The organism is Labrenzia sp. C1B70, assembly GCF_000475395.1.
Taxonomy (GTDB): Bacteria; Pseudomonadota; Alphaproteobacteria; order Rhizobiales; family Stappiaceae; genus Roseibium; species Roseibium algicola.
Genome location: NZ_AXCE01000012.1, coordinates 272,309 through 298,546, shown reverse-complemented (window position 1 = coordinate 298,546; position 26,238 = coordinate 272,309). Strand labels below are relative to the sequence as shown.

At 60.1% G+C, this 26,238-nt stretch carries 29 protein-coding genes; 8 read left to right on the top strand and 21 right to left on the bottom strand.

Features of this window, described 5'->3' with window-relative positions:
• Nucleotides 1-5 precede the first annotated feature (5 nt).
• The 4 genes from Q666_RS49690 to Q666_RS49675 form a co-directional block, all read right to left on the bottom strand.
• The gene (locus Q666_RS49690) at nt 6-971 is read right to left on the bottom strand and encodes a calcium/sodium antiporter (protein WP_023000873.1); all 966 of its coding nucleotides are present in this window, start codon (nt 969-971) and stop codon (nt 6-8) included.
• Nucleotides 972-1,097: 126 nt separating this feature from the next.
• Nucleotides 1,098-1,610, bottom strand: coding sequence for a hypothetical protein (locus Q666_RS49685; RefSeq protein ID WP_152533349.1), 513 nt, complete (start codon nt 1,608-1,610; stop codon nt 1,098-1,100).
• A gap of 106 nt (nt 1,611-1,716) precedes the next feature.
• Nucleotides 1,717-2,187: a hypothetical protein gene (locus Q666_RS49680; RefSeq protein WP_023000875.1), complete on the bottom strand. Its 471-nt coding sequence runs from the start codon at nt 2,185-2,187 to the stop codon at nt 1,717-1,719.
• Nucleotides 2,188-2,210: 23 nt separating this feature from the next.
• The gene (locus tag Q666_RS49675) at nt 2,211-3,722 is read right to left on the bottom strand and encodes a PLP-dependent aminotransferase family protein (RefSeq protein ID WP_023000876.1); all 1,512 of its coding nucleotides are present in this window, start codon (nt 3,720-3,722) and stop codon (nt 2,211-2,213) included.
• A 102-nt stretch (nt 3,723-3,824) separates the two neighbouring features.
• Here Q666_RS49675 and Q666_RS49670 point away from each other — a divergent pair, with 102 nt between their 5' ends.
• On the top strand, nt 3,825-4,064 hold the full coding sequence (locus Q666_RS49670) for a DUF1127 domain-containing protein (RefSeq protein ID WP_208992478.1): 240 nt from the start codon (nt 3,825-3,827) through the stop codon (nt 4,062-4,064).
• 123 nt (nt 4,065-4,187) lie between these two features.
• Here Q666_RS49670 and Q666_RS49665 read toward each other — a convergent pair whose 3' ends face one another.
• The gene (locus tag Q666_RS49665; RefSeq protein ID WP_023000878.1) at nt 4,188-4,724 is read right to left on the bottom strand and encodes a peroxiredoxin-like family protein; all 537 of its coding nucleotides are present in this window, start codon (nt 4,722-4,724) and stop codon (nt 4,188-4,190) included.
• Between the two features lie 107 nt (nt 4,725-4,831).
• Between Q666_RS49665 and Q666_RS49660 the strand changes: the two genes are divergently transcribed.
• Nucleotides 4,832-5,632: an AraC family transcriptional regulator gene (locus Q666_RS49660; protein WP_023000879.1), complete on the top strand. Its 801-nt coding sequence runs from the start codon at nt 4,832-4,834 to the stop codon at nt 5,630-5,632.
• A gap of 695 nt (nt 5,633-6,327) precedes the next feature.
• On the opposite strand, the gene Q666_RS0133350 is transcribed toward Q666_RS49660, so the two are convergent.
• The 6 genes from Q666_RS0133350 to purC all read right to left on the bottom strand — a co-directional run bounded on the left by Q666_RS0133350 (nt 6,328) and on the right by purC (nt 9,196).
• The gene (locus Q666_RS0133350) at nt 6,328-6,582 is read right to left on the bottom strand and encodes a DUF2164 domain-containing protein (RefSeq protein ID WP_006932460.1); all 255 of its coding nucleotides are present in this window, start codon (nt 6,580-6,582) and stop codon (nt 6,328-6,330) included.
• A gap of 19 nt (nt 6,583-6,601) precedes the next feature.
• Nucleotides 6,602-7,267, bottom strand: coding sequence for a phosphoribosylformylglycinamidine synthase subunit PurQ (gene purQ / locus Q666_RS49655; protein ID WP_023000880.1), 666 nt, complete (start codon nt 7,265-7,267; stop codon nt 6,602-6,604).
• A gap of 18 nt (nt 7,268-7,285) precedes the next feature.
• Nucleotides 7,286-7,393 carry a phosphoribosylformylglycinamidine synthase-associated small membrane protein gene (locus tag Q666_RS66755; protein WP_023000881.1) on the bottom strand — a complete coding sequence of 36 codons (108 nt, stop codon included), beginning with the start codon at nt 7,391-7,393 and terminating at the stop codon, nt 7,286-7,288.
• A gap of 28 nt (nt 7,394-7,421) precedes the next feature.
• A complete protein-coding gene (gene purS / locus Q666_RS49645; RefSeq protein ID WP_031269246.1) occupies nt 7,422-7,664 on the bottom strand; it encodes a phosphoribosylformylglycinamidine synthase subunit PurS in 243 nt (80 codons plus the stop codon).
• 106 nt (nt 7,665-7,770) lie between these two features.
• Nucleotides 7,771-8,310, bottom strand: coding sequence for a hypothetical protein (locus Q666_RS49640; RefSeq protein WP_023000883.1), 540 nt, complete (start codon nt 8,308-8,310; stop codon nt 7,771-7,773).
• Nucleotides 8,311-8,431: 121 nt separating this feature from the next.
• Entirely contained in the window at nt 8,432-9,196 is a 765-nt protein-coding gene (purC, locus tag Q666_RS49635) for a phosphoribosylaminoimidazolesuccinocarboxamide synthase (RefSeq protein WP_006932454.1), read from the bottom strand.
• 307 nt (nt 9,197-9,503) lie between these two features.
• On the opposite strand from purC, the gene Q666_RS49630 reads away from it, so the two are divergent.
• The 3 genes from Q666_RS49630 (at nt 9,504) to Q666_RS49620 (ending at nt 11,255) form a co-directional block, all read left to right on the top strand.
• The gene (locus Q666_RS49630; protein ID WP_023000884.1) at nt 9,504-9,827 is read left to right on the top strand and encodes a DUF1476 domain-containing protein; all 324 of its coding nucleotides are present in this window, start codon (nt 9,504-9,506) and stop codon (nt 9,825-9,827) included.
• A 220-nt stretch (nt 9,828-10,047) separates the two neighbouring features.
• The gene (locus Q666_RS49625) at nt 10,048-10,854 is read left to right on the top strand and encodes an aldolase/citrate lyase family protein (RefSeq protein ID WP_023000885.1); all 807 of its coding nucleotides are present in this window, start codon (nt 10,048-10,050) and stop codon (nt 10,852-10,854) included.
• A gap of 185 nt (nt 10,855-11,039) precedes the next feature.
• Nucleotides 11,040-11,255, top strand: a complete 216-nt coding sequence (locus tag Q666_RS49620) for a hypothetical protein (protein ID WP_023000886.1) — start codon at nt 11,040-11,042, stop codon at nt 11,253-11,255.
• A 6-nt stretch (nt 11,256-11,261) separates the two neighbouring features.
• Here the strand turns inward: Q666_RS49620 and Q666_RS49615 are convergent, their stop codons facing one another.
• The 5 genes from Q666_RS49615 to purB all read right to left on the bottom strand — a co-directional run bounded on the left by Q666_RS49615 (nt 11,262) and on the right by purB (nt 15,364).
• A complete protein-coding gene (locus Q666_RS49615; protein ID WP_023000887.1) occupies nt 11,262-11,816 on the bottom strand; it encodes an alpha/beta fold hydrolase in 555 nt (184 codons plus the stop codon).
• 229 nt (nt 11,817-12,045) lie between these two features.
• Nucleotides 12,046-12,561, bottom strand: coding sequence for a BA14K family protein (locus Q666_RS65540; RefSeq protein WP_081713290.1), 516 nt, complete (start codon nt 12,559-12,561; stop codon nt 12,046-12,048).
• A gap of 94 nt (nt 12,562-12,655) precedes the next feature.
• The gene (locus Q666_RS49610) at nt 12,656-13,405 is read right to left on the bottom strand and encodes a metallophosphoesterase family protein (protein ID WP_023000889.1); all 750 of its coding nucleotides are present in this window, start codon (nt 13,403-13,405) and stop codon (nt 12,656-12,658) included.
• Between the two features lie 3 nt (nt 13,406-13,408).
• Nucleotides 13,409-13,810 (bottom strand): DUF4260 domain-containing protein, encoded by a 402-nt coding sequence (locus Q666_RS49605; protein WP_023000890.1) that lies wholly within the window; start codon nt 13,808-13,810, stop codon nt 13,409-13,411.
• A gap of 225 nt (nt 13,811-14,035) precedes the next feature.
• Nucleotides 14,036-15,364 carry an adenylosuccinate lyase gene (gene purB / locus Q666_RS49600; RefSeq protein ID WP_023000891.1) on the bottom strand — a complete coding sequence of 443 codons (1,329 nt, stop codon included), beginning with the start codon at nt 15,362-15,364 and terminating at the stop codon, nt 14,036-14,038.
• A 158-nt stretch (nt 15,365-15,522) separates the two neighbouring features.
• Here purB and Q666_RS49595 point away from each other — a divergent pair, with 158 nt between their 5' ends.
• Nucleotides 15,523-16,005, top strand: coding sequence for an NUDIX domain-containing protein (locus Q666_RS49595; RefSeq protein WP_031269247.1), 483 nt, complete (start codon nt 15,523-15,525; stop codon nt 16,003-16,005).
• Nucleotides 16,006-16,023: 18 nt separating this feature from the next.
• Here the strand turns inward: Q666_RS49595 and Q666_RS49590 are convergent, their stop codons facing one another.
• The 4 genes from Q666_RS49590 to Q666_RS49575 all read right to left on the bottom strand — a co-directional run bounded on the left by Q666_RS49590 (nt 16,024) and on the right by Q666_RS49575 (nt 20,621).
• Nucleotides 16,024-17,601, bottom strand: a complete 1,578-nt coding sequence (locus tag Q666_RS49590; RefSeq protein ID WP_023000893.1) for an APC family permease — start codon at nt 17,599-17,601, stop codon at nt 16,024-16,026.
• 409 nt (nt 17,602-18,010) lie between these two features.
• Entirely contained in the window at nt 18,011-18,682 is a 672-nt protein-coding gene (rpe, locus tag Q666_RS49585) for a ribulose-phosphate 3-epimerase (protein WP_023000894.1), read from the bottom strand.
• Nucleotides 18,683-18,803: 121 nt separating this feature from the next.
• Complete coding sequence (locus Q666_RS49580) at nt 18,804-19,586, bottom strand: DUF2259 domain-containing protein (protein WP_023000895.1); 783 nt, start codon at nt 19,584-19,586, stop codon at nt 18,804-18,806.
• A gap of 69 nt (nt 19,587-19,655) precedes the next feature.
• Nucleotides 19,656-20,621, bottom strand: a complete 966-nt coding sequence (locus Q666_RS49575) for a sodium:proton symporter (RefSeq protein ID WP_031269250.1) — start codon at nt 20,619-20,621, stop codon at nt 19,656-19,658.
• A 101-nt stretch (nt 20,622-20,722) separates the two neighbouring features.
• Between Q666_RS49575 and Q666_RS49570 the strand changes: the two genes are divergently transcribed.
• The gene (locus Q666_RS49570; RefSeq protein WP_023000897.1) at nt 20,723-21,991 is read left to right on the top strand and encodes an FAD-binding oxidoreductase; all 1,269 of its coding nucleotides are present in this window, start codon (nt 20,723-20,725) and stop codon (nt 21,989-21,991) included.
• Nucleotides 21,992-22,024: 33 nt separating this feature from the next.
• Here Q666_RS49570 and Q666_RS49565 read toward each other — a convergent pair whose 3' ends face one another.
• On the bottom strand, nt 22,025-22,504 hold the full coding sequence (locus Q666_RS49565) for an Lrp/AsnC family transcriptional regulator (protein WP_006939550.1): 480 nt from the start codon (nt 22,502-22,504) through the stop codon (nt 22,025-22,027).
• A 146-nt stretch (nt 22,505-22,650) separates the two neighbouring features.
• On the opposite strand from Q666_RS49565, the gene Q666_RS49560 reads away from it, so the two are divergent.
• On the top strand, nt 22,651-26,172 hold the full coding sequence (locus Q666_RS49560) for an indolepyruvate ferredoxin oxidoreductase family protein (protein ID WP_023000898.1): 3,522 nt from the start codon (nt 22,651-22,653) through the stop codon (nt 26,170-26,172).
• The last annotated feature ends 66 nt before the right edge of the window (nt 26,173-26,238 follow it).

Below are 26,238 nucleotides of genomic sequence, written 5' to 3'. Positions count from 1 at the left end.
GAGGTTCACCCGAGGGCGTTGTGGAGGACGTAACCTGTATAGCCGGCATAGGCCAGGAGCATGATGGCGCCCTCGCGCCGACAGATACGGCCCCCCGTCATGGCAAAGACCAGAAGGATCACTGTAGCCCCCAACAAGACCCAGATGTCGAAGCTCATGATTTCCTGCGGGACCTGGAGGGGGGTGATAACCGCGGTAATGCCCAGAATGCCCAGGATATTGAAGAGGTTGGAGCCAAGGATGTTGCCAAGAGCAATATCTGTCTGACGCTTGAGAGCTGCGATCACCGAGGTGACCAGCTCAGGCAGGGACGTGCCAACCGCGACGATGGTGACGCCGATAACCGCGTCGCTGATGCCCGCTGCCTGCGCAAGGCTGGTTGCCCCGGACACCAGAAAGTGCGCTCCGCCAAGGATCATTACCAGTCCGCCAAATGCCATCGCCAGATTGAGTAGCAGGTTCAGCTGTCCGGCTTTGGGAGCGACCAGCTGGACTTCCCCCCTGTGCAGCTCCGCCGAAGGCGTATGCGTGCCTTTTTCCATCCGGTAGGTGACAACAAGATAGACCGCCAGTGCGAGTATCAGGACCAGGCCTGCTTCCCGTCCAATCAAGCCGGACAATGCGAGGCCCGTGAAAGCGAGAGCTGCCAGAGCGTTGGCCGGACCGTCGCGCAGCAACGCTTTGGGGTCGACCAGCAATGGTGAGATGACGGCCGTCAGCCCCAGAATGAGCAGGATATTGGCGATGTTCGAGCCGGCGACGTTGCCGACCGCAAGGCCGGCAGACCCGTTGAGCGCCGCCAGCACGCTCGTCATCAGTTCCGGTGTCGACGTGCCGAAGCCCACAAGGACCAGGCCGATCAGAAGTTCGGAGATGCCGAAGCGCTTTGCAAGGCCGACAGAACCGCGCACAAGCACGTCACCACCGGCCACGAGGAGAACCAGGCCGAGCGCAATTTCAAAGACAGTCATTTTGGAGATCCCGAGGACACGTCGCTGGCAGATGGTGTGCCGGATTGCACCGCACAATGGCTCTTGAGGTGCCGCGCACACTTTTTTCGCGCGATAGCAAAAGGACTTCCCGCGGCGGCTACCGGTCTAGCCCTTTGGCGCCCTCCGGACATCCGGATTGACGTGATACCCGGGGCCGATGGTTAGCGGTTTTGCCGGCATCGCCTTTGGCGCAACGCTGGATTTGAGACCCTTTTCGTGGCGCTCTAGTTCCTCACCCGTCTTTGCGTCGATGACATGAAGAACTGCCGCATAGGTGCGTTCGGCTTCAACGTCGCTGAGGGACGGTGTTTCGAAGCTGTAGTTGCGCTTGGCGTGGGAAACGGCCTTTTCGACCTCGATCTTGCCACCTTGCGGGCTTTCAAACTCGGCAATGAGCCGGGTGCCAAGGGGCAGGGGTTTTACGAGGCCAACCGTAATGCCCGCCCGAATGTCGGCGATGCGATAATTGTAGATGAAGCCTCCGCCGGTGATTTCGGCGAAGCTGGCGCTTTCCAGGATGGACTGATTGTAGCGGTAGACGGTTCCGAAGACGGCAATGCAATAGACAGCCGCTGCCACGCCGGCCAGTTTCACCCACAAAGGCACAGACCCTGTCATCACAACCTCCCGGTAGTCTGTTCACATTGTCAGCAGCGCCGGTGCAGGACAAGGAAAACGTGTGTCCGGTATCAAGCGGTGCGAGGCAGGCAAACCGGCGTTTTGCTTACCTGCGGAGAGCGTTGCCGTTGCCATTGCGCCTCAGGCAGTCCTCGATCGCCTCGACGAACTCCGCACCGTAAAAGGACACCCGCCTTTCATTGCCGTTTCCCGTCACAAAAACTGAAAGCGTCAGCGTCGGCGCAAACCAGAGATCGCGGCGATATGCGTCCGAGACTGCGGTCCAGGGGATGAGTATCGGCTTGTGGCCGATCCTGAAGACAAAGATCGGGTACATGTGGAGCCCTGCATCGGACAGGGTCACATCCACGCTGTTGCTGTAGTTGCCGAAGAGACCGAAGCGGATGGTGCGCCAGCTCCAGGTGCGGCCTTCCGGCTTCCGGTTTGCCGGGTAGGCATTTGCCAGTCCCGCCCAGCCACCTGTATGGGCAATGACAAAGACGATCACGGACCAGAACAGGGCGAAGACGACTGCGAAGGCTGGCAGGATCAAGAAGAGCAAGCTGGTTTCAGACATGTTTCTCCGCCTTCAGAGGGTCGCTATTCGAAACTGTCGTAGCAGGCGCCGCTGTCCTCCAGCAAATTTTGCAGGATCAGCAGACCCTTCGCGGTTTCCTGGCGGGTCATCGGGTTGGTGATGCCGATGCGAACGCGGTGATAGACCTTGCCGGATCGGCCGGTCTTGAACTCGTCTTCATCGTCAATCAGCACATTGGCGGCAGCGGCCGCCGCCTTGAAAGTGCCGGAGAGCCAGGGTTCGGGAAGCTTCAGCCAGAGAAACGGCGCGTCGGCGGCGGCAAACATGTCGTAGGCGCCGAGATATTTCTGTACCAGTTCGAAACGGGCGGAGACTTCCGCGAGGATTTTCTGGCGGAATTCGTCGGCAGCGCCGGACAGAACCAGCCGGGATGACAGTTCCGACAGGAGAAAGGATATGCCGCCGGTCAGCATCTTGTGGGCGGTGTAGATCCGCTGTGCATGAGACAGCGGGCTGGAAACCCAGCCACCGCGCACGCCTGCCGTCACGGACTTGGACAGCGAGCCGACATGAAAGGTACGCTCCGGTGCCAGTGCGGCGAGCGGGGGCGGCGAGGTTTCGCGCAAGGAACCGTAGACCTCGTCCTCGATGATCCAGAGATTGTACTGGCGGGCGATGGTCACAATGTCCGCACGACGCTGTTCACCCATCATGCCGAGGGTCGGATTATGCATGGTCGGCATCACGAACAGCAGCTTCGGGTGTTTCTGTGCGCAGACCCTCGCGAGATCTTCGGGCAGGGGACCTTCGTCGTCCCGCGCGATCTGCACCGGCCTGCGGCCGGAGAGAGCCGCGCCACGGGCGATCGAGCTATAGGTCAGTTCCTCGAAAGCGACCTGATCGCCAGGTGCTGTCGTTGCCGCGATGATCGCCATGATTGCCGCCTGGGCGCCCGTCGTTGGCACGATGCTGCCTTCCGGCGGCTGCCAGCCGGCACGGGACAGCCAGATCCGCCCGGCCTGGCGCCAGCTTTCCGGCACGGAGCGGGTATAGCTGGCAATTTCGTAAGGGGCATCACGGGTGATGTCTGCCGTCAGCCTTCCGATGACGCCGGCCTGGCCGATCTCGGGAGCGGATGTGCTGTCGAAGCGGATTGCCTCCGGCGAAGGCACCATGACCCTGGTGCCGCCAAAGGCGACATCCTTAGGCATGTGCATCGCGCCCTGGGTCCAGGAAGAGGCGGACATGTCATGCGCGGCGGAGCCGTTGGTCTGCTGTGTCGGCCGGTCAAGGTTCGGTTTGGTGTCTTCTTCGAGTGACGGTTCATAGGTGCTGCCGAGCACGAATGTGCCGCGCCCGACTTCGCCGCTGACGAGGCCACGCTGTCGGATCAGGGCGTAGGCGCGTCCTATGGTGCCGACAGTGACACCCAGATCATACGCAAGGTCGCGCTGTGGCGGCAGTTTGGAACCGGCACCTAGCGCGCCAGTGGCAATATCCTCGGCGATGCGGTCCGCCAGCCGGATGTAGAGGGGCCCTTGGCCCTCGGGAATCTCTGGGTGCCAATTTGTCATGGTGACAATTTAATATATTGCATCCCGAATGGAGTCAATTCATATGATTGTAGCGCAACAATGCGCCCAATTGATGCAATTGTCACCCTGGAGATGTCTCAAATGAGTTCAATCGAAACAATATCCGGGCGCCCGATATCGCGGCTCCGGATTCCCGGCGGTTTTACCAAAACGGCTTTCAGCTATCTGAAGGATTGGTTTGTCAGGCGCCGGACCCGCCTGGAACTTCTGGAATTGTCAGACGCGGCCCTTGAGGACCTCGGACTGACCCGGGAAGCTGCGCTTGCCGAGGCAATGCGCCCCTTCTGGGATACCGAAAGCCGGCGCAAGGGCCGGTATTGATGCGGAGATCTTTGGCGATCCCACCAAACAAGGACCTGCTACCCCTGGCGAGTCTTTGTTGATGCCGGACACGATGCAGCCCGTGTCCGGCATCCTTGTTTTCAATTCCGTATCAAGGTGCCGTCAGACTGCACCGGTATATTCGCCGCGTGCCGGATAGTCGTTCTTCTGAACGAAATCGAGTGCACCGACCATTTCCTGGAAGTGCGGACGCACGAAAGGCATGGTCTGGACGGAGGCGAAATAGAGCGTGCCGTCCGGTCTGACAAGAAAGACACCCGGCTCGGAAAACAGCGCAGGCTCCTCGATGCCGATCGAGGTGGTGCCGCGGCTGGTTGAAACATAAAGTCCCCATTCCCTCGCAACACTCAGCGGCAGACCGTAGCCAAAGCGCAGATCCGCGTGGCCGACTTTTTCCGCCATCTTTTCCGCACGGTCCTTGTCGTCCGACGAAATTGCGATCGTCTTGACGCCCTTGGCCGCGAAGTCGGCGGTCAGACGGCCGAGTTCCTTAAGGTAAGTGGCGCAGATCGGACAATGAAGGCCGCGGTAGAACACTACCAGCGTTGCAAAGTCGGCGTTATCCTTGGACAGATCAAAGGTGCCGGAGCTCAGGGTTTCGACCGTGAGGCCGGGTACCGGTTGGCGTGGAACGAGCATGTTTTCCTCATTTGGCTAGGCAAGGCTTCACTTTTCCCTGCGGATGGCTGTAAGGTAGTGAACGCAAGCGCTATAAACATTCAAAAAATATGCTCAGGAGTACGGAAATGTCGGTCCCATATCGCACGTCCTTTAATGGAAGGCTGGACCGGCTGTCTTCGCTCATCGACCGGCTCCGCGTTCAGGTGGACATTTCACTGGCAGCGGACGGGAGCGAAAGCGATGCCAACCTGAGGGTCTATGACAGTCCTGAGAGAGGGCTGAGACTGGTTTTCTGCCCGGAGCGGGACGGATCTGCCGTGCGTGCCGGCATGGAAGCAGCCCCCGACGAAACGTCGCTTGTCGCTGCCCGGATCACGATATCAGGTGTCGGCAGGCAGCTGGTCAGTGCCTTGCCGGACTGCATTTCCGTGCCGATGTCGGAAGATCCATATCTCACCGCTGTCGTGACGCCGCTGATCGAGGAGGCGACTATGCCCAGGTGCGGTGGGCAGGCTGCCTTCCAGCGTTTGTGCGAAGTGGTGGTGATCCGTCTGCTGCGTCATGCCATGGAAGAAGGCAAGGCCGATACCGGCCTCCTGAACGGTCTTGCAAACCCGCGGATCGCAGCCGCTCTGGTGGCAATCCACGAGGTGCCCGGAGAACACTGGACGCTGGAAAAGCTGGCCGAGACCGCCGGCATGTCGCGCACCCAGTTCGCGGTGACGTTCAAGGAACTCGTCGGCACGACACCCATGGGTTATCTCTCGAACTGGCGGTTGGATATTGCCCGCTCGGAGCTGGAAACAGGCAGGCAGGTCAAGGCCGTCGCTAGCCTCTGTGGCTTCGCAAGTCCGGCGGCCTTTTCCAGGGCCTTCTCCCGCCGTTTCGGCTATTCCCCCAAACAAAAGCGCAGCCAGGCGGCCTGAACCGTCTGTTCGCTGAACCTCACTAGCCCCCGTTTTTGTCATCCCGGTTTGGTGCGCAGCGCCAAGACCGGGATCCAGTAGTCGTGGGAGCCGGCAGGATAATGCGATGTGACCGAGGCAGCCGGCTACTGGATCCCCGCCTGCGCGGGGATGACAAGGGAGGTGGAGGGCGGTTCGGGTTCGTGAGGTTCTGGCGGATTGGATCGCGAGTAGGTACCGCATTCACTCATCGATGGTCAGGCTACAGCGACTTTCCCAACCCGCTTGTCATCCCGGTTTGGCGCGGAGCGCCAAGACCGGGATCCAGTAGTCGTGGGAGCTGGCAAGATAATGCGATGTGACCAAGGCAGCCGGTTACTGGATCCCCCGCCTTCGCGGGGATGACAAGGAAGGTTAGGGCGGCTCGGGTTCGCGAGGTGCTGGCAGATTGGAGCGCGAGTAGGTACCGCATTCACACTTCGATGGTCAGGCTACAGCGACTTTCCCAACCCGCTTGTCATCCCGGTTTGGTGCGCAGCACCAAGACCGGGATCCAGTAGCTTTCAGGGCTGAACGAATGGGCAAAGCGGTCCAGGTAGCCGGTTACTGGATCCCCGCCTTCGCGGGGATGACAAGGAGGCTGGGGGTAGGGTGCGCCCGGCGCAGCGGAAATCAATGTGGACGGTACGAACCAACGCCACGTCGCCCAGTGCAGCTCAACCGCGATCCTGAACCGGTTTTTCCAGGGCGTAGAGTTCGTCGTTGATGTCGTCGACCTTGCGGGCGAGCAGCGCCTGGGCGTCCTTGAGGCCGAGGTTGTAGAACCTGGCCCCGAGGGATGGCGTCAGGAAATCGATCAGCAATTCGGCATCCATGTTGCCGATGTCGATGTCCAGGTCTGTTTCGAGATAATGCTTGATCTCGGAGGCGAGGCGGGTTCTGGCGTCCTTGTCGAGTGTCAGGTCCGTCATGTCCGCCTCCCGGATGGCTTCAGGCTGCTTCCAGCAGGCTTTCGAACAGGAGGCGCCCGTCGAGGCCGCCATTGAGCGGCTCGATCAGGTTTTCCGGGTGCGGCATCATGCCCAGAACGTTGCCTTTGGCATTCATGATGCCGGCAATGTTGTTGATGGAACCGTTCGGGTTGGTGTCGCCCGCATAGCGGAAAACGACCTGGCCGTTGTCTTCGATCTGCTTCAGCGTGTCAGCGTCGGCGAAGTAGTTGCCGTCGTGATGGGCAACCGGGCAACGCCAGACCTGACCTTTTTCGAACTTCGAGGAAAACCTCGTCGCGGTGTTGACCGTTTCCATCAGGACTTCGCGGCAGACGAAGGTGAGGCCGGCGTTACGCATCAGGGCGCCGGGAAGCAGGCCTGCCTCGGTCAGGATCTGGAAGCCGTTGCAAACGCCAAGGACGGCGACGCCGCTGTCGGCCTTGGCAACAAGGTCCTTGAGGATCGGGGAGCGGGCTGCAATTGCACCGGAGCGCAGATAGTCGCCGTAGGAAAAGCCGCCGGGAACAACCACAAGATCCACATCCGGCAGGGTGCTTTCCGTGTGCCAGACGCTCTGCGGCCTGGTGCCGGTGATCAGTTCCAGGGCGTGGAACATGTCACGGTCGCGGTTGGAGCCGGGGAAAACGATGACTGCGGTTTTCATGTGGGCAATCCAGTCGGTTCAGAGCAGAACAAGTACGGCTATCAAGGCCGCGATTGCAGGCACCAGGATGAATATCGCCGCTTTGGTGGCCATGAAGATCAGGGCCGTGCGGGTATCGTCATCCATCGGTGGTGCCCCGGTGTCGAAGTTTCGGTCAGGCGATCTCGATCGCGTAGTTCTCGATGACGGTGTTGGCGAGCAGCTTTTCGCACATCTGCTCCAGTTCAGCCTTGGCGGCTTCCTTGTCGGTGCCGGTCAGTTCGACATCGAACACCTTGCCCTGACGAACGGAGCCGACGTCGCCGAAGCCGAGGCCGCCGAGCGCGCCTTCGATGGCTTTTCCCTGAGGATCAAGAACACCGTTTTTCAGGGTGACGATCACACGTGCTTTCATGATTGGGATCCCCGCAGCAGACTGCAGATTCTGCAGTTGAATGACTTTGGGGCTCCCCATACACGAGGAGCCCCATTTGCGAAAGGCCTGTGTGCAGAAAACCTGCGATTTACGGCAGGCGTTTGATCGTTGTCTGCTTCAGGAAGCGGTCGAGATTTGTCTTTGCCCTGGCGCTTGATGTCGCAAAGGAGGCAACGGTGCTGCCGCGGTCGTTTTGAATGATGATGCGTGCGGCAACATAGACGTTGCCTTTGTCCGTCCGGTACCTGGCAGTCATGTCGAAGCCGGAATAGGATTTGGTGACGACACGGCGATTGGTTTTGAGACGGACCTGCCCCTTCGAGGCCACGTTCGCAATGTTGCCAACGGCATTCATCAATTCGGCAGAGATCAGGTTTTGCCGGATGGCCGATTCCGTGTCGCCCTTGACCTCGATCGGACCCACAACGACAACTTCAGGCGATTTGCAGGTGGATGGCAGACAAACATAGACGGCCTTGTTGCCGTTCTGCTTGCTGGCCCAACCCTTGGGTGCAAAGCTGGAAGATATGCTGCCGGGCTTCAGGCCCGTGGTTTGACAGGCTGCAAGAAAGCCGCACAGAAGTGCAATCGATACGGCTTTGAAAATGAAAGAAAATCTAAAAGACATAACGCCCCCTCGTTGAACAAGGGGGCGTCATAGTTTGCAATACCTTTGGTTGCAATACTGACGTTAGGGCCGTTAGCGGCGATTGCGCCGGCCTGTGTCAATACTGCATCAGCAGCGCGTCTTACTTGACCAGGGTCGGTCCGGAGCCCGCCGGACGCTCGCTGGTGATCATGATCCCCAGCCGCTTGGCAACTTCCTGGTAGGCTTCCAGCATGCCGCCCATGTCGCGGCGGAAGCGGTCCTTGTCCATCTTGTCGTTGGTTTCGATGTCCCACAGGCGGCAGCTGTCCGGGGAAATCTCGTCGGCGACGACGATGCGCATCATGTCGCCTTCGAACAGACGGCCACATTCGATCTTGAAATCGACAAGACGGATACCGACGCCCAGGAACAGGCCGCACAGGAAATCGTTGACGCGGATGGCAAGCGCCATCATGTCGTCCAGTTCCTGCGGGGTGGCCCAGCCAAAGGCGGTGATGTGTTCTTCGGCGACCATCGGGTCGTTGAGCTCATCGTTCTTGTAGTAGAACTCGATGATGGAGCGCGGCAGCTGCGTGCCTTCTTCCAGGCCCAGACGGGTGGCGATGGAACCGGCGGCGACGTTGCGCACGACCACTTCCAGCGGAATGATCTCGACTTCCCGGATCAGCTGTTCGCGCATGTTGAGGCGGCGAATGAAGTGAGTCGGGATGCCGATGGCATTCAGATGATTGAAGATATATTCGGAAATCCGGTTGTTGAGCACGCCTTTGCCGTCAACAATCTCGTGTTTCTTGTTGTTGAAGGCAGTCGCGTCGTCCTTGAAGTGCTGAACCAGGGTTCCCGGTTCCGGACCTTCGTAAAGGATCTTGCCCTTACCTTCGTAAATGCGCCGGCGGCGGTTCATAGGCTATACCGTATCTTTTAGAGAAACCTTTGACGGAACATGCTTACCTTGTCTGAAAATCCACCGGGACGTTTGTCGTCAACCGGCCGATGCTTGAAGGCAGCAGGCCCTGTTTTGCGGCGCGGAACTTAACCGAAGCCGGGCAAAAGTACAATCTTATGTTTCCGGAGAGTTCGCAGGGCGGTTATGCTTTTGACGCATGAGTGTACGTACTGCGTTGATTTGATCGGCTTGCGGGGATATGCAAGAGACCAAATCAGCCCCATATGGGGGGAAGTGCATCAGCGCAGTTCAGGAGACGATGAGTATGAGCACATTCGACAAGCGCGAGCAGGGGTTTGAAAACAAGTTTGCGCATGACGAGGAGCTGCGGTTCAAGGCAACCGCACGCCGCAACAAGTTGCTGGGTTTGTGGGCGGCAGGTCTTCTGGGCTTTGAAGGCGAGAAGGCCGACGAATACGCCAAGGAAGTTGTCCGGGCCGATTTCGAAGAGCCGGGCGAGGAAGACGTTTTCCGCAAGCTTCGCGAAGATTTCGACGCAAACAAGGTCGAGCAGTCCGATCATCAGATTCGTCGCACCATGGACGAACTGATGCACACGGCTGTCGACCAGTTGCAGAAAGAAGGCTGATCGAGGCTTTCTTCGATTGTCAGTTTCAAACGCCCGCCGGAAACGGCGGGCGTTTTTGTTTTGACGGGCATGATGACCGGCAAGTTGGGGCTTTTCCGGCCTGGTAGAAGAAAATCCCCATCTCCCTTTGCGTCAACCAAGCTCCCAGAATTGCAAAAACAGCGCTTGCGGTTGTGTCGGCGGACGGATTTGATACCTCCTCTATCGGAGGAGACGACCCGTGTCAGATAATGCCTTTCTTGCCGACAAGTTGCGTTCCGGAAAAGCCGTCATTACCGGCTGGTCCCAATTGTCCGCGCCCATGGTTCCGGAGTTGTTTGCGCGCTCGGGATACGAGGCGGTTACGCTCGATCTTCAGCACGGCATGTATGATTTTGCATCGGCGTGCGAGGCGATGGCAGCCATTGCTCTTGCCGGGGCGCACCGCATTGCCCGCATTCCCGTCGGTGACAACGCCCTTGCGGGACGGCTGATCGACATGGGGGCCGATTGCATCATCGCGCCGATGATCAATTCTCTTCGGGACGCGGAAACCTTTGCGCGGGCTGTCAAGTATCCGCCAATCGGCGACCGCAGCTGGTCGCCGTTCCGGGCAGCCATGCTGAGCGGCCAGACGCGGGACCAGTATCTCGAAAACGCCAATGCACAGACCCTTGCCTTTGCCATGATCGAAACCCAGGACGCGATCGACGCGCTGGACGAGATCCTGAGCGTCGACAGTCTTGATGGCGTGTTTGTCGGTCCGAGCGATCTTTCCCTTGCGTTGTCGAAAGGCGCTTCGCTCGATCCGAATGGGGCACATACCGGCGAAGTTGCCGGAGAGATCGCGGAAAAGGCGCTCGCGGCAGGGAAACTTGCCGGGATTTTCTGCCTCAACGCCGACAAGGTCGAGGAAGCCTATAATCAGGGGTTCCGTTTGATGTCACACGGCGTCGATACGCTCTTTCTTGATCATTCCGCCAGGGCTGCGCTCAAGGAAGTGGCCTGGCTGGCGGAGCAGGGCACAGGACCCGCCGCCGGATATTGATTTGCACTTCTTGAGGAAGCTTGACCTGGGTCAATGTTATAATTTCGATATTGCGAAAGTATTCAAATATCGAAACCGCGACGGTTCTGAGCTTCAACGACAAAGTTGATTATGTCTCATAATCAACCGCTGTTGCCGCTGTTGCTCAGGACGGAGAACCGCCGCTTTCCCGATGGGAGATCCTCATGTGGAAACTGGCAATGATCCTGTTCATCATCATCGGCCCGACGCTTGCCGGCCTTGGGGCACTGGTTCCGTTATCGATCTACGGTGTCGGCACATTCAATGCTCTGCTTCTGGTCGGCGGTGCGGCGACAGGCGCCGCGATCGCCATTCCGGTGAGCTATTGGGTGGCCACGCGCATCGGAGCGTTGATGGACGCTTCCTCTGCACGGACCTGACAGCCGTCAGCCGAGCTTCTTCATGAAATGGGCAAAGGACATCATGCCTTCCGGCCAGGGGCCGTGGCCGCTTTCCAGGTTGATGTGACCGGCGGCTCCGGCGTCCTGGAAGGTGGTGCCCCAGACCTTGGCGAAATGCTCGGCACGGGCGTAGTCGCAATATGGGTCGTCCCGGCTGGCGACAAGGTGCGCGGGGAAGGGCAACGGATGTTCGGGAATGGGCTTGAAGTCCCCGCCATCGAATTCCGCCACCAGCCCCTCGCGGTCCCAGTCGGACGGAGCGACGAGATAGGCGCCGGCAATCTTGTCCTTCAGCGCATGGGCACCGTGGGCGACCAGGATGCAGCCAAGCGAATGTGCGACAAGCACAACGGGCCGTTCGGCGGCATCAACCGCTTTCACCAGCGTTTCCAGCCATTCCTTCTTGCTCGGTCGATGCAGCTCTGCCTGTTTCACGACCCGGGCCGTCGACATCTTGTCGCGCCAGCGCAACAGCCAATGGCCCGGCAGCGTCTGACCGTAACCTGGAACAAGCAGAATATCGGTGTCTGAAATTTTCACGGGCTACACCTTTTGCGTGGCTGTCGAAGATGTGCCGCTGTCTCGCAGTTTTTCCGGGCGCTTGTCAATCGCGGCAAGGAAGGTGCTGGATGTTTGGAAGGCTGGAAAAGCAACCAGAGGCCTTCGGATCTCAGCGCCGTTTGCGTTCAAGCCTTCGGGCTGACTGCTGATGCAAATGAAAGGAGCCGGCCCAAAGGACCGGCTCGATGTTTGTCGGCTTTAGCTTAAATCACGGCCCATAGGGCGAGACGCATACACGGCGTGGTCCGTGATAGGGCTGGAAGCTGTTGTCGCCAGGGCGGTAAGACCGATAACGCTGACCACACCACTGATAGTGCGCGGGGCTGTAGCCACGGCCGTAGCGAGGCGGGGCGGCGTAGCGCGGGGGAGCTACGTAGCGTGGTGGGGCCGCATAGCGGGGGCCGGGAGCAACGCCGAAGCCGAAGGCAAAAGCTGCCGGCGGGAACCACCAGCCGTTATACTGGCGATAGCCTTGGCGATATTTCCGGTAACCCCGGTGCCCATTGTAATAGTGGCGTCCGTTACGATTGTTGTAGCCACGATGTGGGTTATGACCTCTTCTGTGGTCGACCTTGAGGACGTTCGCCGGGGCTTCCGAGTGCGTCTGAACCGGCACTGGCGCGGTCTTGAGTAGTGGCAGCGGAGCGGCGAAGGCCGGCAAAGCCAGACTCACGGCAAGACCGCCGATAGCGGCGTGACTTAAAACGGATTTCCAGATCGACATCACATACTCCATGCTAATCATGGGTATAAAACGTGGAGCGCCCGGCTTCGTTCCCCGAAATGGTCATGCTCCGTCATTTGTGATCGCGAAGATCTCAGGAAAGTGGCCCGTAAAAACCGTGTTTCAGGGCCCGGGCCCAACCCGGACGCCCGTTCTTTTCCGCTTCGGCGGCTGCCGTATCCCAATCGTATGTCAGGATCTTTTCCTGAAAGTTCCATGCTCCGTGATTGTTTGTCATCAGGGCATAGCGGGCATGCGGACTGCCGGCTTCCATGACATGCCGGTGCGGATGGTCGTCTTCGTAGGACGGCAAGCCGACGCTGCCCGGATTGAGCAGGATCTGCCCGGTTTTCTGGAGGCGGATGACCCTGGGAATGTGCGTGTGACCGCAGCAGATGACGGGAGCGGTTTCGCCCTTCAACTCGTCCAGCAAGGTCTGTTCGTCCGGCAGGTGTCCCTTCGGCCCGTCCACCTTTTCAGTCAGGTAGCGGTCATCGTTGTCCGGGGTGCCGTGGCACAGGAAAATCTCGTCTGTCAGGCGTATGGTCGGCTGGCTTGTTGCCAGCCAGTCGCGGCTTGACTGTGAAAGACGCTCAGCGGCAAAGACGTCGGTCGGTCCCATTTTGTCGATCGGATCGTCCAGGACGATGCGGTCATGGTTGCCGCGAACGGTCGGCCAGGCAGTCTCACGCAAGATGGCGGCAGTTTCCTCCGGCCAGAGCGGACCGGAAATGCAGTCACCCAGATTGACGATCAGGTCCGGTGCTTCCAGTTTCAGGTCTGCAAGCACGGCTTCAAGGGCCAGGACATTGCCGTGAATGTCCGAGACGACGGCGATTTTCATGATTCAGCTATCCTGACGGCCGATCCGGCCAAGGTGAGTGATCTTGAACCCTTCAGGGCTCTTCAGGCCGTAGCCCAGAACCCGGTCGAACGCAATGTGGGCGGTCCAGATGATCGCGATCGGAGCAAAATCCCAGAAGGCGTAGGGATCCAGATCATAATCCGTGAGCAGGACGCCAAGCCCCATCAGGAGGGCCGGGCCGATGTAGGTGTGAAAGAGATTGTAGATCAGGGCGCCAACGCGTGGATTGGCAAAATAGCCCAGCATGGACAGGTCGGGCACCAGAATGAGAATGACAAACGTCAGCCACGGCGCCCCTGTCCAGAAATAGAGGACCAGCGAAGCAATCAGGATAAAAAGCGCTTCGAGGCGCTGCCAGGCAACAAGGGATTTTTCGCCGGACATGTGCAGTCTCCCGACCAAAGAGGAAAGGGAGGCGAATACCTCCGGTCCTCGCTGCCTTCGTTTTATCTTCCGGGGTCATCCCGGCCAAACGAAGTGCGAGCCGGGATCGGAGAGCCACAGGTTTTGCCGTGGCTCTCCCAATGTTGGTTCTGCATTGGGTCTCCGATCCCGGATCTTCGCTTCGCTGCGTCCGGGATGACGAACCCACCGCGTTTCAGGGAAGCCTTACGCTTCGCCGAACACCCGTTCGAAGATCACATCGACATTCTTGGTGTGGTAGCCGAGGTCGAAGCGGTCGCGGATTTCTTCTTCGGACAGATATTTGCGCACATCCGCGTCGTTCAGAAGTTCGGTCAGGAAGTCGACCGAGGCGGCCCCAGCCACCTGGTAGCTGTCCCAGACCTTCATGGCGTTGCGCTGGACCAGACGGTATGCGTCCTCGCGCGACGAACCGGCCTGGGTGAGAGCGAGCAGGATACGCTGGGAATGCACGAGGCCGCCGAGACGGTCCATGTTGCCGATCATGCGCTCCGGATAAACCAGCAGCTTGTCGATAACGCCCGTCAGGCGGGCCAGAGCGAAATCAAGGGTGATGGTCGCGTCCGGGCCGATCATGCGCTCGACGGACGAATGCGAAATGTCGCGCTCGTGCCAGAGAGCCACGTTTTCCATTGCGGGAATGGAGAAACCGCGGACGATACGGGCAAGACCGGTCAGGTTTTCGGTCAGGACGGGGTTGCGCTTGTGCGGCATTGCCGACGAGCCCTTCTGGCCCTTGGAGAAGAATTCTTCGGCTTCCAGAACCTCGGTACGCTGCAGGTGGCGGACTTCCGTTGCCACGCGCTCGATGGAGGAGGCGATCACGCCGAGGGTTGCGAAATACATCGCGTGACGGTCACGCGGGATCACCTGGGTGGAGACCGGTTCAGCCTGGAGGCCCATGGCCTTGGCGACGTGTTCTTCCACGGCCGGGTCGATGTTTGCGAAGGTGCCGACCGCACCGGAAATGGCGCAGGTGGCGATTTCCTCACGAGCAGCCAGCAGGCGCTTCTTGCAGCGGTCGAACTCGGCATAGGCTTCGGCCATCTTCAGGCCAAAGGTTACCGGTTCGGCATGGATGCCGTGGGAGCGACCGATGCAGACGGTATCCTTGTGTTCCATCGCCCGGCGCTTGATCGCGGCAAGCAGGGCGTCCATGTCGGCCAGCAGCATGTCGGTTGCCTTGACCAGCTGGACGTTGAAGCAGGTGTCGAGCACATCGGATGAGGTCATGCCCTGGTGCACGAAACGGGCATCCGGGCCAACGATTTCCGCCAGATGGGTCAGGAAGGCGATGACGTCGTGTTTGGTCTCGCGCTCGATTTCGTCGATGCGGTCGATGTCGAACGTGGCGCTGCCGCCCTTTTCCCAAATGGTCTTGGCCGCTTCTTTCGGAATGACCCCGAGCTCGGCCAGTGCGTCGCAGGCATGGGCCTCGATCTCGAACCAGATGCGGAACTTCGATTCCGGCGACCAGATGGCAACCATGTCGGGACGGGAATAGCGCGGGATCATCGGCGAATGGACCTCGTATGTGGAAAATCTGGCTGCGGAATAGCAGAGGGGCGCTGCCCCTTCAATGCGAAGACGCGGTTTTTGCTTGCAGCAAAGTGCCCGAATGTGAATTTTACGGTGCACACGAGCGCGATGCGACTGTCTTTGAGGAGACACGGATGACAATCTGGCGGCCGGCTAACACGATTGCGGTCAAGGCTCTTGCCCTGATCTGGCAGGATGACGCGCTGCTTCTGTCAGACGTGCGGAACGATACGGGACGTATCACCGGCATGCGGCCGCTCGGCGGTACCGTGGAGTTTGGCGAGCCCTGGCGCGATACGCTCCAGCGTGAGTTCCTGGAAGAACTGGGAGCAAGGATCACTCTGCTCGACGAGTATATCGTCATGGAGAACATCTACGATCATCATGGTGTCGCAGGCCACGAGATCGTTTTCCTGTGCCACGCCCATTTTACCGACAACAGCTACTACCGGACCGATACCATCGTTTACGAGGTGAACGATGACACGGTTGGGACGGCACGCTGGATCACGCTTGACGAACTGGCCGCCAAGGGGCTTGAGCTCTATCCCTCCGGTTTGAAGGACAAGCTGCCAGGGCAGGCGGGGAAACCCGTTCCGGGCCGCCGTTTCAGCTAGGCTGGATCCTGAAAGGCCTCACGCGCCGTCGCCGTATTCCATCCGCTCGTCAGCCTTTTCCTCGGCCATGTAGAGATCGAACTTGTCCTGGCGAAGGCGAAGGCGCACCGCCAGGATGTAGACCGCGACTGCCAGAGCAGACACCACGGCGATATCCGGTCCAACCGGCAGGTAGCCCGCGCCGCCGCCGAAGGATCCAAGCCAGGAAATGAGCACAAGACCTGCAAGATAGGGAGCAAGCCAGGCCGCCTCGCGCCAGTCCAGGCTGTCGAAGCCGCCTCTGCTGTTGCGGTAGATCATCAGCAGGAAACCGATGACCAGGCAGACGCCCAGATGCAGCATGGTGTCCCAGCCGCTCCAGTAGATGATCAGGCTGGCGACGACGAAGGCAAGACACCCGGTGACAGGAGCGGCCGGCAGCACGAAGGCGCGCGGGGCGTCGGCCATCAGCTGGCGGAAGGCCAGCACGGCGACAGGGCCGACGACGAAAGACAACACGATGGATGACGTGTTGAGGGCGAGCACTTCGTTGAATGGCAGAATGAAGAAGAACAGAGCCGAGACAACGAAGTTGATCAGCAAAGCGAACAGCGGCACGCCGCGCGCCGAAAGGGTTTCCATGAACTTCGGAAAGAGACCGTTCTGGGCCATGGCAAGGCCGAGGCGAGCATTTGACCCGACGGACACAAGCGCCGAGGCAAAACTGGAGATGCGGGCACTGCTGTCCAGAATGCTGACGATCCAGAGCGCGCCGACGGCGGTCGCAAGGGCCGCCATGGGCCCCAGCTCGCCCGGGAAGCTGAGCGCCGCCCAGCCTTGCTTGAGCTGTGACTGATCAAGGGCGCCTAGGAAGGCGAGCTGCAGCCCGCCGTAGATCAGCAGGCAGACGACCAGGCTGATCACCAGCGCCAGCGGCACGTTCACCTTCGGATTGCGGGCTTCCCCGGCCATATCGATCACGTGGCGGAACCCGATCAGGGCGAAGATCACGCCGCCGGTTGAGATCGCCGACAGGATGCCCTTCAGTCCCTCGGGGGCAAAGCCGCCGTATTCGCTGAAATTGGCGTATCGGAACTCGGAGGTGAGGATTACGGCGGCCAGTCCGGCCGGAACAAGGATCTTGACCCAGGTGAGCGCCGTGTTGAGACGGGCAAAGAAGCGGACGCCAAAGGCATTGAGAACCGTGAAGACCGCCAGCAGGACGCAGGCAACCGCCAGACCGGCAGGGCTGAGGAGTCCGTCTGACCCGTAAAGCCAGGGCGCAAGGCTCTTCGAGTAGCGCAGTACTGCCTCCACCTCGATGGTGGCGGTGGTGTTGTAGCCAACCCAGGCCGTCCAGCCCATTGTCATGGAGACGACCGACCCGTGGGAGAAATGCGGCACACGGCCGATGCCGCCTGCAACCGGCAGGATCGCCGCGATCTCGGCGAAGGTCGCGGCAAGAAGCAGCATCGCGAAGCCGCCAATCATCCAGGCGATGAGTGATGACGGCCCGGCAGCTTGCGCAGCCATCAAGGGCGCGAACAGCCAGCCAGATCCGAGAATTCCGCTGATTGCCACAAAGGTGAGGCTCAGCAGACCGATACTGCGTTGCATATGCGCCAAGACGATTCCCCCAGTCTTTAACGGGGAGAGCTTAACCGAGGGAATGTCTCGACGGAAAGACGCGTTGCGGAAGTAATTGCTTCGCGACCGGAAGTCGTGGGTGAAACGGGTGCCTGTAGCCCATCTTTCGAGACGGACCTGGCGGTCCTCCTCAAGATGAGGAAGTGCTTGTTGGAGGTCTGAAGTGAAAGTTGTCTCTGGGCCTGAAAACATCAGAGCTCTAGAGCATTAGAGCGCCAAACCGATCCACCACCTCATCCTGAGGAAGGCCAAAGGCCTGTCTCGAAGGATGGGCCGCTTGCTCAGCCTGTGGCGGCGTTTCCTCTATAAAAACGGTTGCCTTTAGGATGCCTAGTCCACGACGTATGACCCGGGCACTCGATAAGAGGTAGCGCCGCCTTCAAGCCTCTTCCGCGGCCTTGCGGATCGCGGAGATATTGCCGGCATAGCTTTCCACCGTGCCGCCCTTGAAGACTGCGGATCCTGCCACCAGCACATTGGCACCAGCCGCTGCAACGAGGGGGGCGGTTTCGGGGGTGACGCCACCGTCGATTTGGAGGTCGATCGGACGGTCACCGATCATCTGGCGGATGCGGCGGGTCTTTTCGACCTGCGACTGGATGAATTTCTGACCGCCGAAACCCGGGTTGACCGTCATCACCAGAATGAGGTCCAGCCGGTCGAGAACATATTCAATGACACTTTCCGGGGTCGACGGGTTCAGAGAGACACCGGCCTTCTTGCCCAGATTGCGGATTGCCTGCAGAGACCGGTCGAGATGCGGGCCGGCCTCGGCATGAACCGTGATGATGTCGGAACCTGCCTTTGCAAAGGCTTCCAGGTAGGGATCGCAGGGAGCGATCATCAGGTGGGTGTCGAAGATCTTGTCCGTGTGCGGGCGCAGCTTGGCGATGACATCCGGGCCGAAGGTGATGTTCGGCACGAAGTGGCCGTCCATGACGTCGAGATGGATCCAGTCGGCTCCCGCTTCCACCACGTCGCGGACTTCCTGGCCGAGTTTGGAAAAATCGGAGGCGAGGATGGAGGGGGCAATCTTGACGTCGCGCGGCATGGCAAACTCCCGGACAGGCCAGACGGGCCGTTATCGTCCCGTTTTCTGATGTTGCCGCCGCGCTAGCACTTCTGATGCGACTGGGCAAGATACCCGAGCCGGCCTCAATCGGTTTAGAAGCTCAAAAACGTCCCGTTATCGCCAGATATCTGCGGTCCGGTCCTTCGAAGCCGACGCTGTCCATCTGGATGAGCACGGCAAAGACGGGCGGGGCTTCATCGGGGAAATGGGTGACGATGCGCTCGATCCGGTAAGCCAGCGGGCAACGGCGGCTTTCAGGCACGCTGTTGTCCTCGTTGAGGATGCGGGTGACACCATTGTGGACCATGGTCAGGCGGAAGCCCTTGGTCTCGGCACCGTAGCTCTGGCACTGGGCATTCGGCAGGGGGTATTCCGACAGGGTGAGGTCGATTGGATCGTCACCGGACAGGAAAGTGATGCGCGGGGCAACCAGCATCTTGTGGGGATCGGATGTCAATTCCGTGCGAGGATTGAAGCCGACCGTCTGACCTTTACCGGCAATGGCCTTGTCCTGAAGCAGCGGCTGAGCGGCAAGACGGTTCTCCGCCCTGGTCTCCGACAGGGCGTTGTCGGCTGCATCGCCCGGACCCGGGTCAACATCCTTGCGCAGGCGGAAGGGAGACGGCGGCACCCAGGTATCGCCGATCACGTCGACAACGAAGATCTCAGAATAGGGGAAGCCGGATCCGTCCTGGACGCCGAACTGCTCAAAGGCGAAGAAATCGCCGTTCCTGGAAAAGCCGAGAAGCTGAAGCTCTGCCGTGTCTCCAGCCATTGCAGCCGGGGCGAGGCTTGCACCGGCAAGCAGGAGCGTTGCGGCACACAGAAGACTGCGGCCCGCCGATGAGCACAGGGATTTGACGGTGGATGGCAGAACGGACACGGCACTTTCCTCACGCGAAGTGTTTGACCTGGCAAGTGGTAAGCCTAGCACGTTCGCCTGTCAGGTGTGCTACGTCACAGTTTTCACGTTCAGACGGCAGAACACCCGCACAAACGGTTTCAGGAACAGGGGCAGGATGTAGATCGGAAACTGGCCGACAGCGAACCAGAGCCAGGTGAATTCCGGCAGGGTGCCACCGAAGGCGGCGACCATCAGTCCCATGTTTCTGGTGCCACAGGTATGGGCGATTGCATAGGCGTCTTCTCGGGTCGCCGGTGAGAACAGCAACAGGCTGAGCGCAATCTGTACCAGTGCGAGGCAGAAGGTGATGGCGGTAAGGCCCAGCGTGAACAGTGGTTTTGCTGCAAAGCTTGCGGCGACACCGTCCATGGCTGCTATGGCAAAGACCAGCAGCAGCAGCACATTGAGACCGCTGATGTGGTGGGAGGAGCGAGCCAGGCGCTCTTCACCGGCCAGCTTGCGAAAGGCGATCGAGACCGCAAAGGCGCCTGCAAGCAGCAGGGAAAGCTGGATGGCTAGCCCACCGACGCTGAGAGGCAGGGCAGGCCCGAGCATCAACTCGCCGATGAAGGGGGCCGTCAGCGGGGTGATGATCAGAGCGGCAACAGAAAGCGCGAGACTGAGGGTGCCATCAAGACCGAGCAAATAGATGAAGGCAGGAGCCGCCATCACCGGGGGAGCAGCGGTTGCGATGAAGAGGGCCAGCATCACATCGGGGCCAAGAGCCTTCAGGCCGGAGAGATCGATCAGCAGCCACGTCAGCAGGGGTGCGCCGAGCATCATCCACAGGAGGGCGGCAATCAGAAGCGTGGGGCGACGCAGGCGCATGCGGATCGCGAAGGTGTCGACCCGCAGAAAAGCCAGGGTCAACAGGCTGAAGACGGCAACGGTCAGGTAGGGCCGCAGATAGGCGGACAGCGCCGGCAAGGCCATGCCGATGAAGATACTCACAGCAAGGGCGGCCGTTCCGTTGCGCCCGATCCATGCCAAGCCTGCACCACACCATCGAATCATCTTAAGTTGTCCTTTGAACCGCGAGTTGTGGCAGGCACTTCCGCGCCTCTTAAAGGATCCGGACCTCGGACGCCAGTATTAGGGCACTGTCCGGAACAGGCATGACAGCAAAAACCAGGCAAACGCAATCCTTCGACGTGATGGTGCTCGGCGCCGGTATCGTTGGCGTGTCGACGGCACTGCATCTGCAGCGGCTGGGCCTGTCCGTTGCGCTGATCGACCGCAAGCACCCGGGCGAGGAAGCTTCCTTCGGCAATGCCGGGATTGTCCAGCGCAACGGCTTCGTACCGCATGCGGTGCCGACGCATCCGCTCACGCTTCTGGGGATCCTTTTCGGCCGCTCAAGTGCCGTTTCGCTGGACATGGCCACCGTACTGCGGATGTTACCGTGGCTGCGCCAGTTCCACGCAGCAGGCAATGCCCGCGGGGTCGAGGCCTATTCGCGGGCGATTGCTCCGTTGCGAGCCTTCGCCGTCGAGGAGCATCTGGACCTGGCGCATGCGACCAATGCCAACCGCTTTTACCGCCAGGGGGGCTGGCTGCATCTTTACCGCTCGGAGACTGCCTTCCAGGCAAGCGAGACCGAACGCCAATACGCACGGGTGTTTGGCGTTTCCTATCGGGAAATGTCGGCTGGCGAGATCGGAACTCTGGAGCCGGGCCTGACGGCGCAGGGGCTGAGGGGCGTTCATTGGCCGGAAAGTTGTTCGGTGTCCAATCCCGGTGCCGTGGTCGATGCTTTCTGGCGGGGATTCGTGCATGACGGGGGCGGGTATTTCCGCGCCGATGCGATGAAGCTGAAGCAGGAGCGTGGCGGCTGGCAAATCGAGGGGGAACGCGGCACATTGTTTTCTCGCCAGGCAGTGGTTGCCCTCGGCGCCTGGTCCGCGGATCTGCTGGCACGCTTTGGAGAAACCTATCCGCTTGCGGTCAAGCGTGGCTACCACATGCATTATCGTCCGTTGTCCGGGGCGTCCCTGTCACGACCGGTTGTGGATGTCGAAAACGGCTTCGCCCTGACACCGACGGATAATGGCATTCGCCTGACCACTGGTGTCGAACTGGCCGAGCGCGATGCCCCGCCCAATCCGGCGATCGTCAAGCTGGCGAAACGACGGGCCGAGGAAATTTTTCCGCTTGGACGGGCGTTACAGGAACAGCCGTGGATGGGAAGCAGGCCGTGCCTGCCGGATTCGCTGCCCGTGGTTGGTCCGTCTGCAAAGATCCCGGGCCTGTGGCTCAACTTCGGCCATGCCCATGACGGTTTCACGCTCGGACCGGTGACGGGACGGCTGCTGGCCAGCATGATTGCGGGCAAGCAGCCTTTCCTGGACCCGGCGGGGCTGTCTGCGTTGCGGTTCGCCACCTGAGCGTCTAACCTGGTGGCCGATCAAGGTCGGATGTCAGCTCTCGCGCAAGGGCAGGGCGACGGTATCCTTCACCGTATTGACGACGATGCGAGACTGCACATCGGACACGAGTGTATTGTCCAGCAGCTTCAAACGCAGAAAATTGTCGTAGGTTTTGATATCATCCGTCACAACCTTGATAAGATAGTCGACGGCACCGGTGATGCGCTCGCACGTCACGACCTCGGGCCAATGGTGGACCAGCTTGTCGAATGTTTCCATGTTCTCGCGGCTGGGAACCGCAAGCTTGACGAACGAGTAGGCCACGAAGCCAAGACCCACGGACTCGCGGTCGATGATGGCAGTGATCTGGCGGATGATTCCCTGTTCCTTGAGGCGCTTGATCCGGCGCCAGCAAGGCGTCTGGCTCATGCCCGCTTCCTTTGCCACCTCGGCAATGGAGAGCGACGCATCCCGTTGCAGTACACGCAGAACACGTATGTCCGACGGGTCGAGAAGATATTTATCTGTCATTGGATATTTTAGGAATTTTTATTCTGCCTCTGGGTGATTGGCCGTGACGATAGCACAGAAATTGCCTGAGAAAAGGATGATATTACCTATTATGTGAGGTTGCCGCCGGGGACATTGCCCCAGATGTCGGTTGAGGAGGAATTCGGATGAACGTGCACATGCCAACCGTTACCCTGGAGGACAAATACGTCGCCACGGAAGGACGGGTCTATCTGACAGGCATACAGGCGCTTGTCCGGCTGGCGCTCGATCGGGCGCGCATGGACCAGTTGGCCGGCCTGAAAACGGGCGGCTTCATTTCCGGCTACCGGGGATCGCCGCTTGCCGGTTACGACACAGAGCTGATGCGGGCTCATCGCCACCTCAAGGGGTATGACGTCGTCTTCAAGCCGGGCGTCAACGAAGAGCTGGGCGCGACCGCAGTGTGGGGCAGCCAGAAGCTGCGCGGCGAGGGCGGTGTTGGACGGGCGACCTCTTACGACGGCGTCTTCGGCATCTGGTACGGCAAGGCGCCGGGCGTCGACCGTGCCGGCGATGTGCTGCGTCAGGCCAACGCTTCGGGCACCGACCGCAACGGCGGGGTGCTTGCCTTGGCCGGTGATGACCACCTTGCAAAATCCTCCATCCTGCCGGCGCAGAGCGAGTTCTATTTCGAGCATGCGGAAATTCCGGTCCTGAACCCGGCCGATATCCAGGATGTTCTCGACTACGGCCTGCACGGCCTGGAAATGTCCCGCTTCACCAGCCTCTGGACGGCCCTGATCTGCGTTGCCGACACGATGGATGCATCGGCAACGATCAATATCTCTCCGAACAGGCTGCGCATGGTGCGTCCGCTGGAAGGCGATCCGCGCAAGGACTATCACCAGAACCGCGATCTTCTTCTGGGCAACCGTCTGGAGACAGAGCGTCTGGTGCGCGATCTTCGTATTCCGGCGGCTCAGGCCTATGTGCGGACAAACGGTCTGGACCGGGTCACCTTCGGAACGAGGACCAATCCCAAATACGGCATCGTTGCTTCCGGCAAGGCCTACCGGGATCTGCTGCAGGCACTCGACCTGATGGGCATTACAGAGGACTTTGCCAAGGCGCTGGGCCTCGGGGTTTACAAGGTGGCAATGAGCTGGCCTCTGGAGCCGCTCGGCCTGCGTGATTTCGCCCGTGGCACAGAACGTTTGCTGGTGGTGGAGCACAAGCGTGCGTTCATGGAATCCCAGATCAAGGACATCTCCTATCACTGGCCGGAAATGAGCCGGCCGGAAATCTGGGGCAAACGCCGTCCGGACGGGACACCGTTCCTGTCCGACGTTCTGGAACTGTCCGTTGCCGAGCTGATCGAAGGTCTCATGACCTGGCTGCCGGGCGATGTGGTTTCGGAAGAAATGCGCGCGGTTGCCAACCGGATGACCAAACAGGCCATGTGGGCCCAGGGCCATGCGGAACGCGCTGCCCGTATTCCCTACTTCTGCTCCGGCTGCCCGCATTCCACGTCGACCAAGACACCGGAAGGCTCCCGCTCGCTGCCGGGCATCGGCTGCCACGCGATGACGGAAATGGCCGGCCGGACAACGGAAGGCCAGATTGCGATGGGCGGCGAGGGTGTCCTGTGGGTCGGGCAGCAGCCTTTCTCCGGCGACAGCCACGTCTTTGCCAACGTCGGCGACGGCACCTACTTCCATTCCGGCATCCTGGCGATCCGGCAGGCGCTCGCCTCCAACGTGCCGATCACCTACAAGATCCTCTACAACGACGCGGTTGCCATGACCGGTGGCCAGAAGGTGGACGGCCAGCTGACCGTTCCGCAGATCACCCGTCAGCTTGAAGCCGAGGGCGTCGAGCGGATAGCGGTGGTTTCGGAGAACCCGGACAGCTACGGCTCCTGGACACCGCTTGCCCCGGGAACCAAGATTCACCACCGCGACGAACTGATGGACGTTCAGGAAGAGTTCCAGACCTTCAAGGGCGTGTCGGTGATCGTTTACGACCAGACCTGCGCCGCGGAAAAGCGCCGCCGGCGCAAGCGCGGGCAGTTTCCCGATCCGGACATGCGCCTCTTTATCAATGACCGGGTGTGTGAAGGCTGCGGCGACTGTTCCGTGCAGTCCAACTGCCTGTCGGTGGAGCCACTGGCAACGCCATTCGGTGAAAAGCGCGTCATCAACCAGTCGAGCTGCAACAAGGACTTCTCCTGTATCAAGGGGTTCTGCCCATCCTTTGTCGAGATCAACGGCGCTGCACTGAAGAAGCCGAAGAAGGCGGATGTCGATATCGACACCCTGGTGGAAACCCTGCCGCTGCCGACACTTGCTTCGCTTGACCGCACCTGGAACACGCTGGTGGCCGGTATCGGTGGCATGGGTGTGACCACGATCAGCGCGATCCTGGCTATGGCGGCCCATGTGGACGGCAAACAGGCTTCCACGCTGGACATGACCGGCCTTGCCCAGAAGGGTGGGCCGGTGACGTCTCACGTGCGTTTTGCGGCGGGCAACAGGTCTATTGAAGGTCCGCGGGTTCCGGCAGCCAGCCTCGACCTTCTGATCGCGAGTGACATGGTGGTGGCCGCGAACGCGGATCAGCTCGCGCTCGCCCATCGTGGTCACACGATGACCGTTGCCAACACCAAGGTGGCCCCGACTGCGGAATTCGTGCTGAAGCAGACGCTTTCCTTCGATGAAAAGCAGATGGACAGCGCCCTGCGCAAAGCCTCCGGCACATATCTGCCTGTCAATGCTGCAGACATTGCCGAGAAGCTTCTGGGTGATGCCATCTATGCCAACATGCTGCTGGTCGGCATGGCTTTCCAGAGTGGCGCATTGCCGGTCTCGGACTATGCCATTGAAACCGCGCTGGAGCTCAACGGCGCGTCGGTGAAGAACAACATCAAGGCGTTCCGTGCAGGCCGCGTGCTGGCTGCAGATCCGGAAAAACTGCTCAAGGCCCTGCCGTCGGAAGCAAAACAGCGTGTCTTTACCGTCGATGAGAAGATTGTCTTCAACGCCCAGGAGCTGACTGCCTATCAGGATGCGGCCTACGCACAGCGTTATCTGGATCTGGTCGGCAAGGTCAAAGAGGCTGACGAAGCGCATGGTCCGGGCACGTTCCGCCTGACGCAGACTGTGTCCGACATGCTCTTCAAGTTGATGGCCTACAAGGACGAATATGAAGTCGCGCGGCTTTATAGCGATCCCGCCTTCAAGGAGAAGATCGCGCAGCGCTTTGAAGACCCGAAGAAGCTGAAGGTTCATCTGGCGCCGCCGTTCCTCGCGCATCGCAAGGATCCGAAGACCGGCCGTCCGCAGAAGATTGCCTTCGGACCCTGGATCTTCTCCGCGTTCAGCTTCCTGGCGAAGTTCAAGGGCATGCGCGGCAAATGGTACGACCCGTTCGGCCGTACGGCGGAACGCAAGACAGAGCGCGCGCTCATCAGCCAGTATGAGGGCGATATTGCCGAGATCCTGAAGCGGCTGCCGGACGGGCACTACGGCCTGTTGGTCGAGCTCGCCCGGGTTCCGGATCTTATCCGCGGGTTTGGTCCGATCAAGGATGACAACATCGAAAAGGCGACTGAAAAGCGCCGTGTGCTTCTAGAGCAGCTCGACAGAAGCAACGACGGCGGTTCGGACAACAAGACCGGTACCAAGGAGTTTCTGGCGGCAGCCGAATAAAGGCTGAGCAGGAACAGCAAAAAACCGGCGCCGCAGGGTGCCGGTTTTTTTATGTCTTTTGCTCGG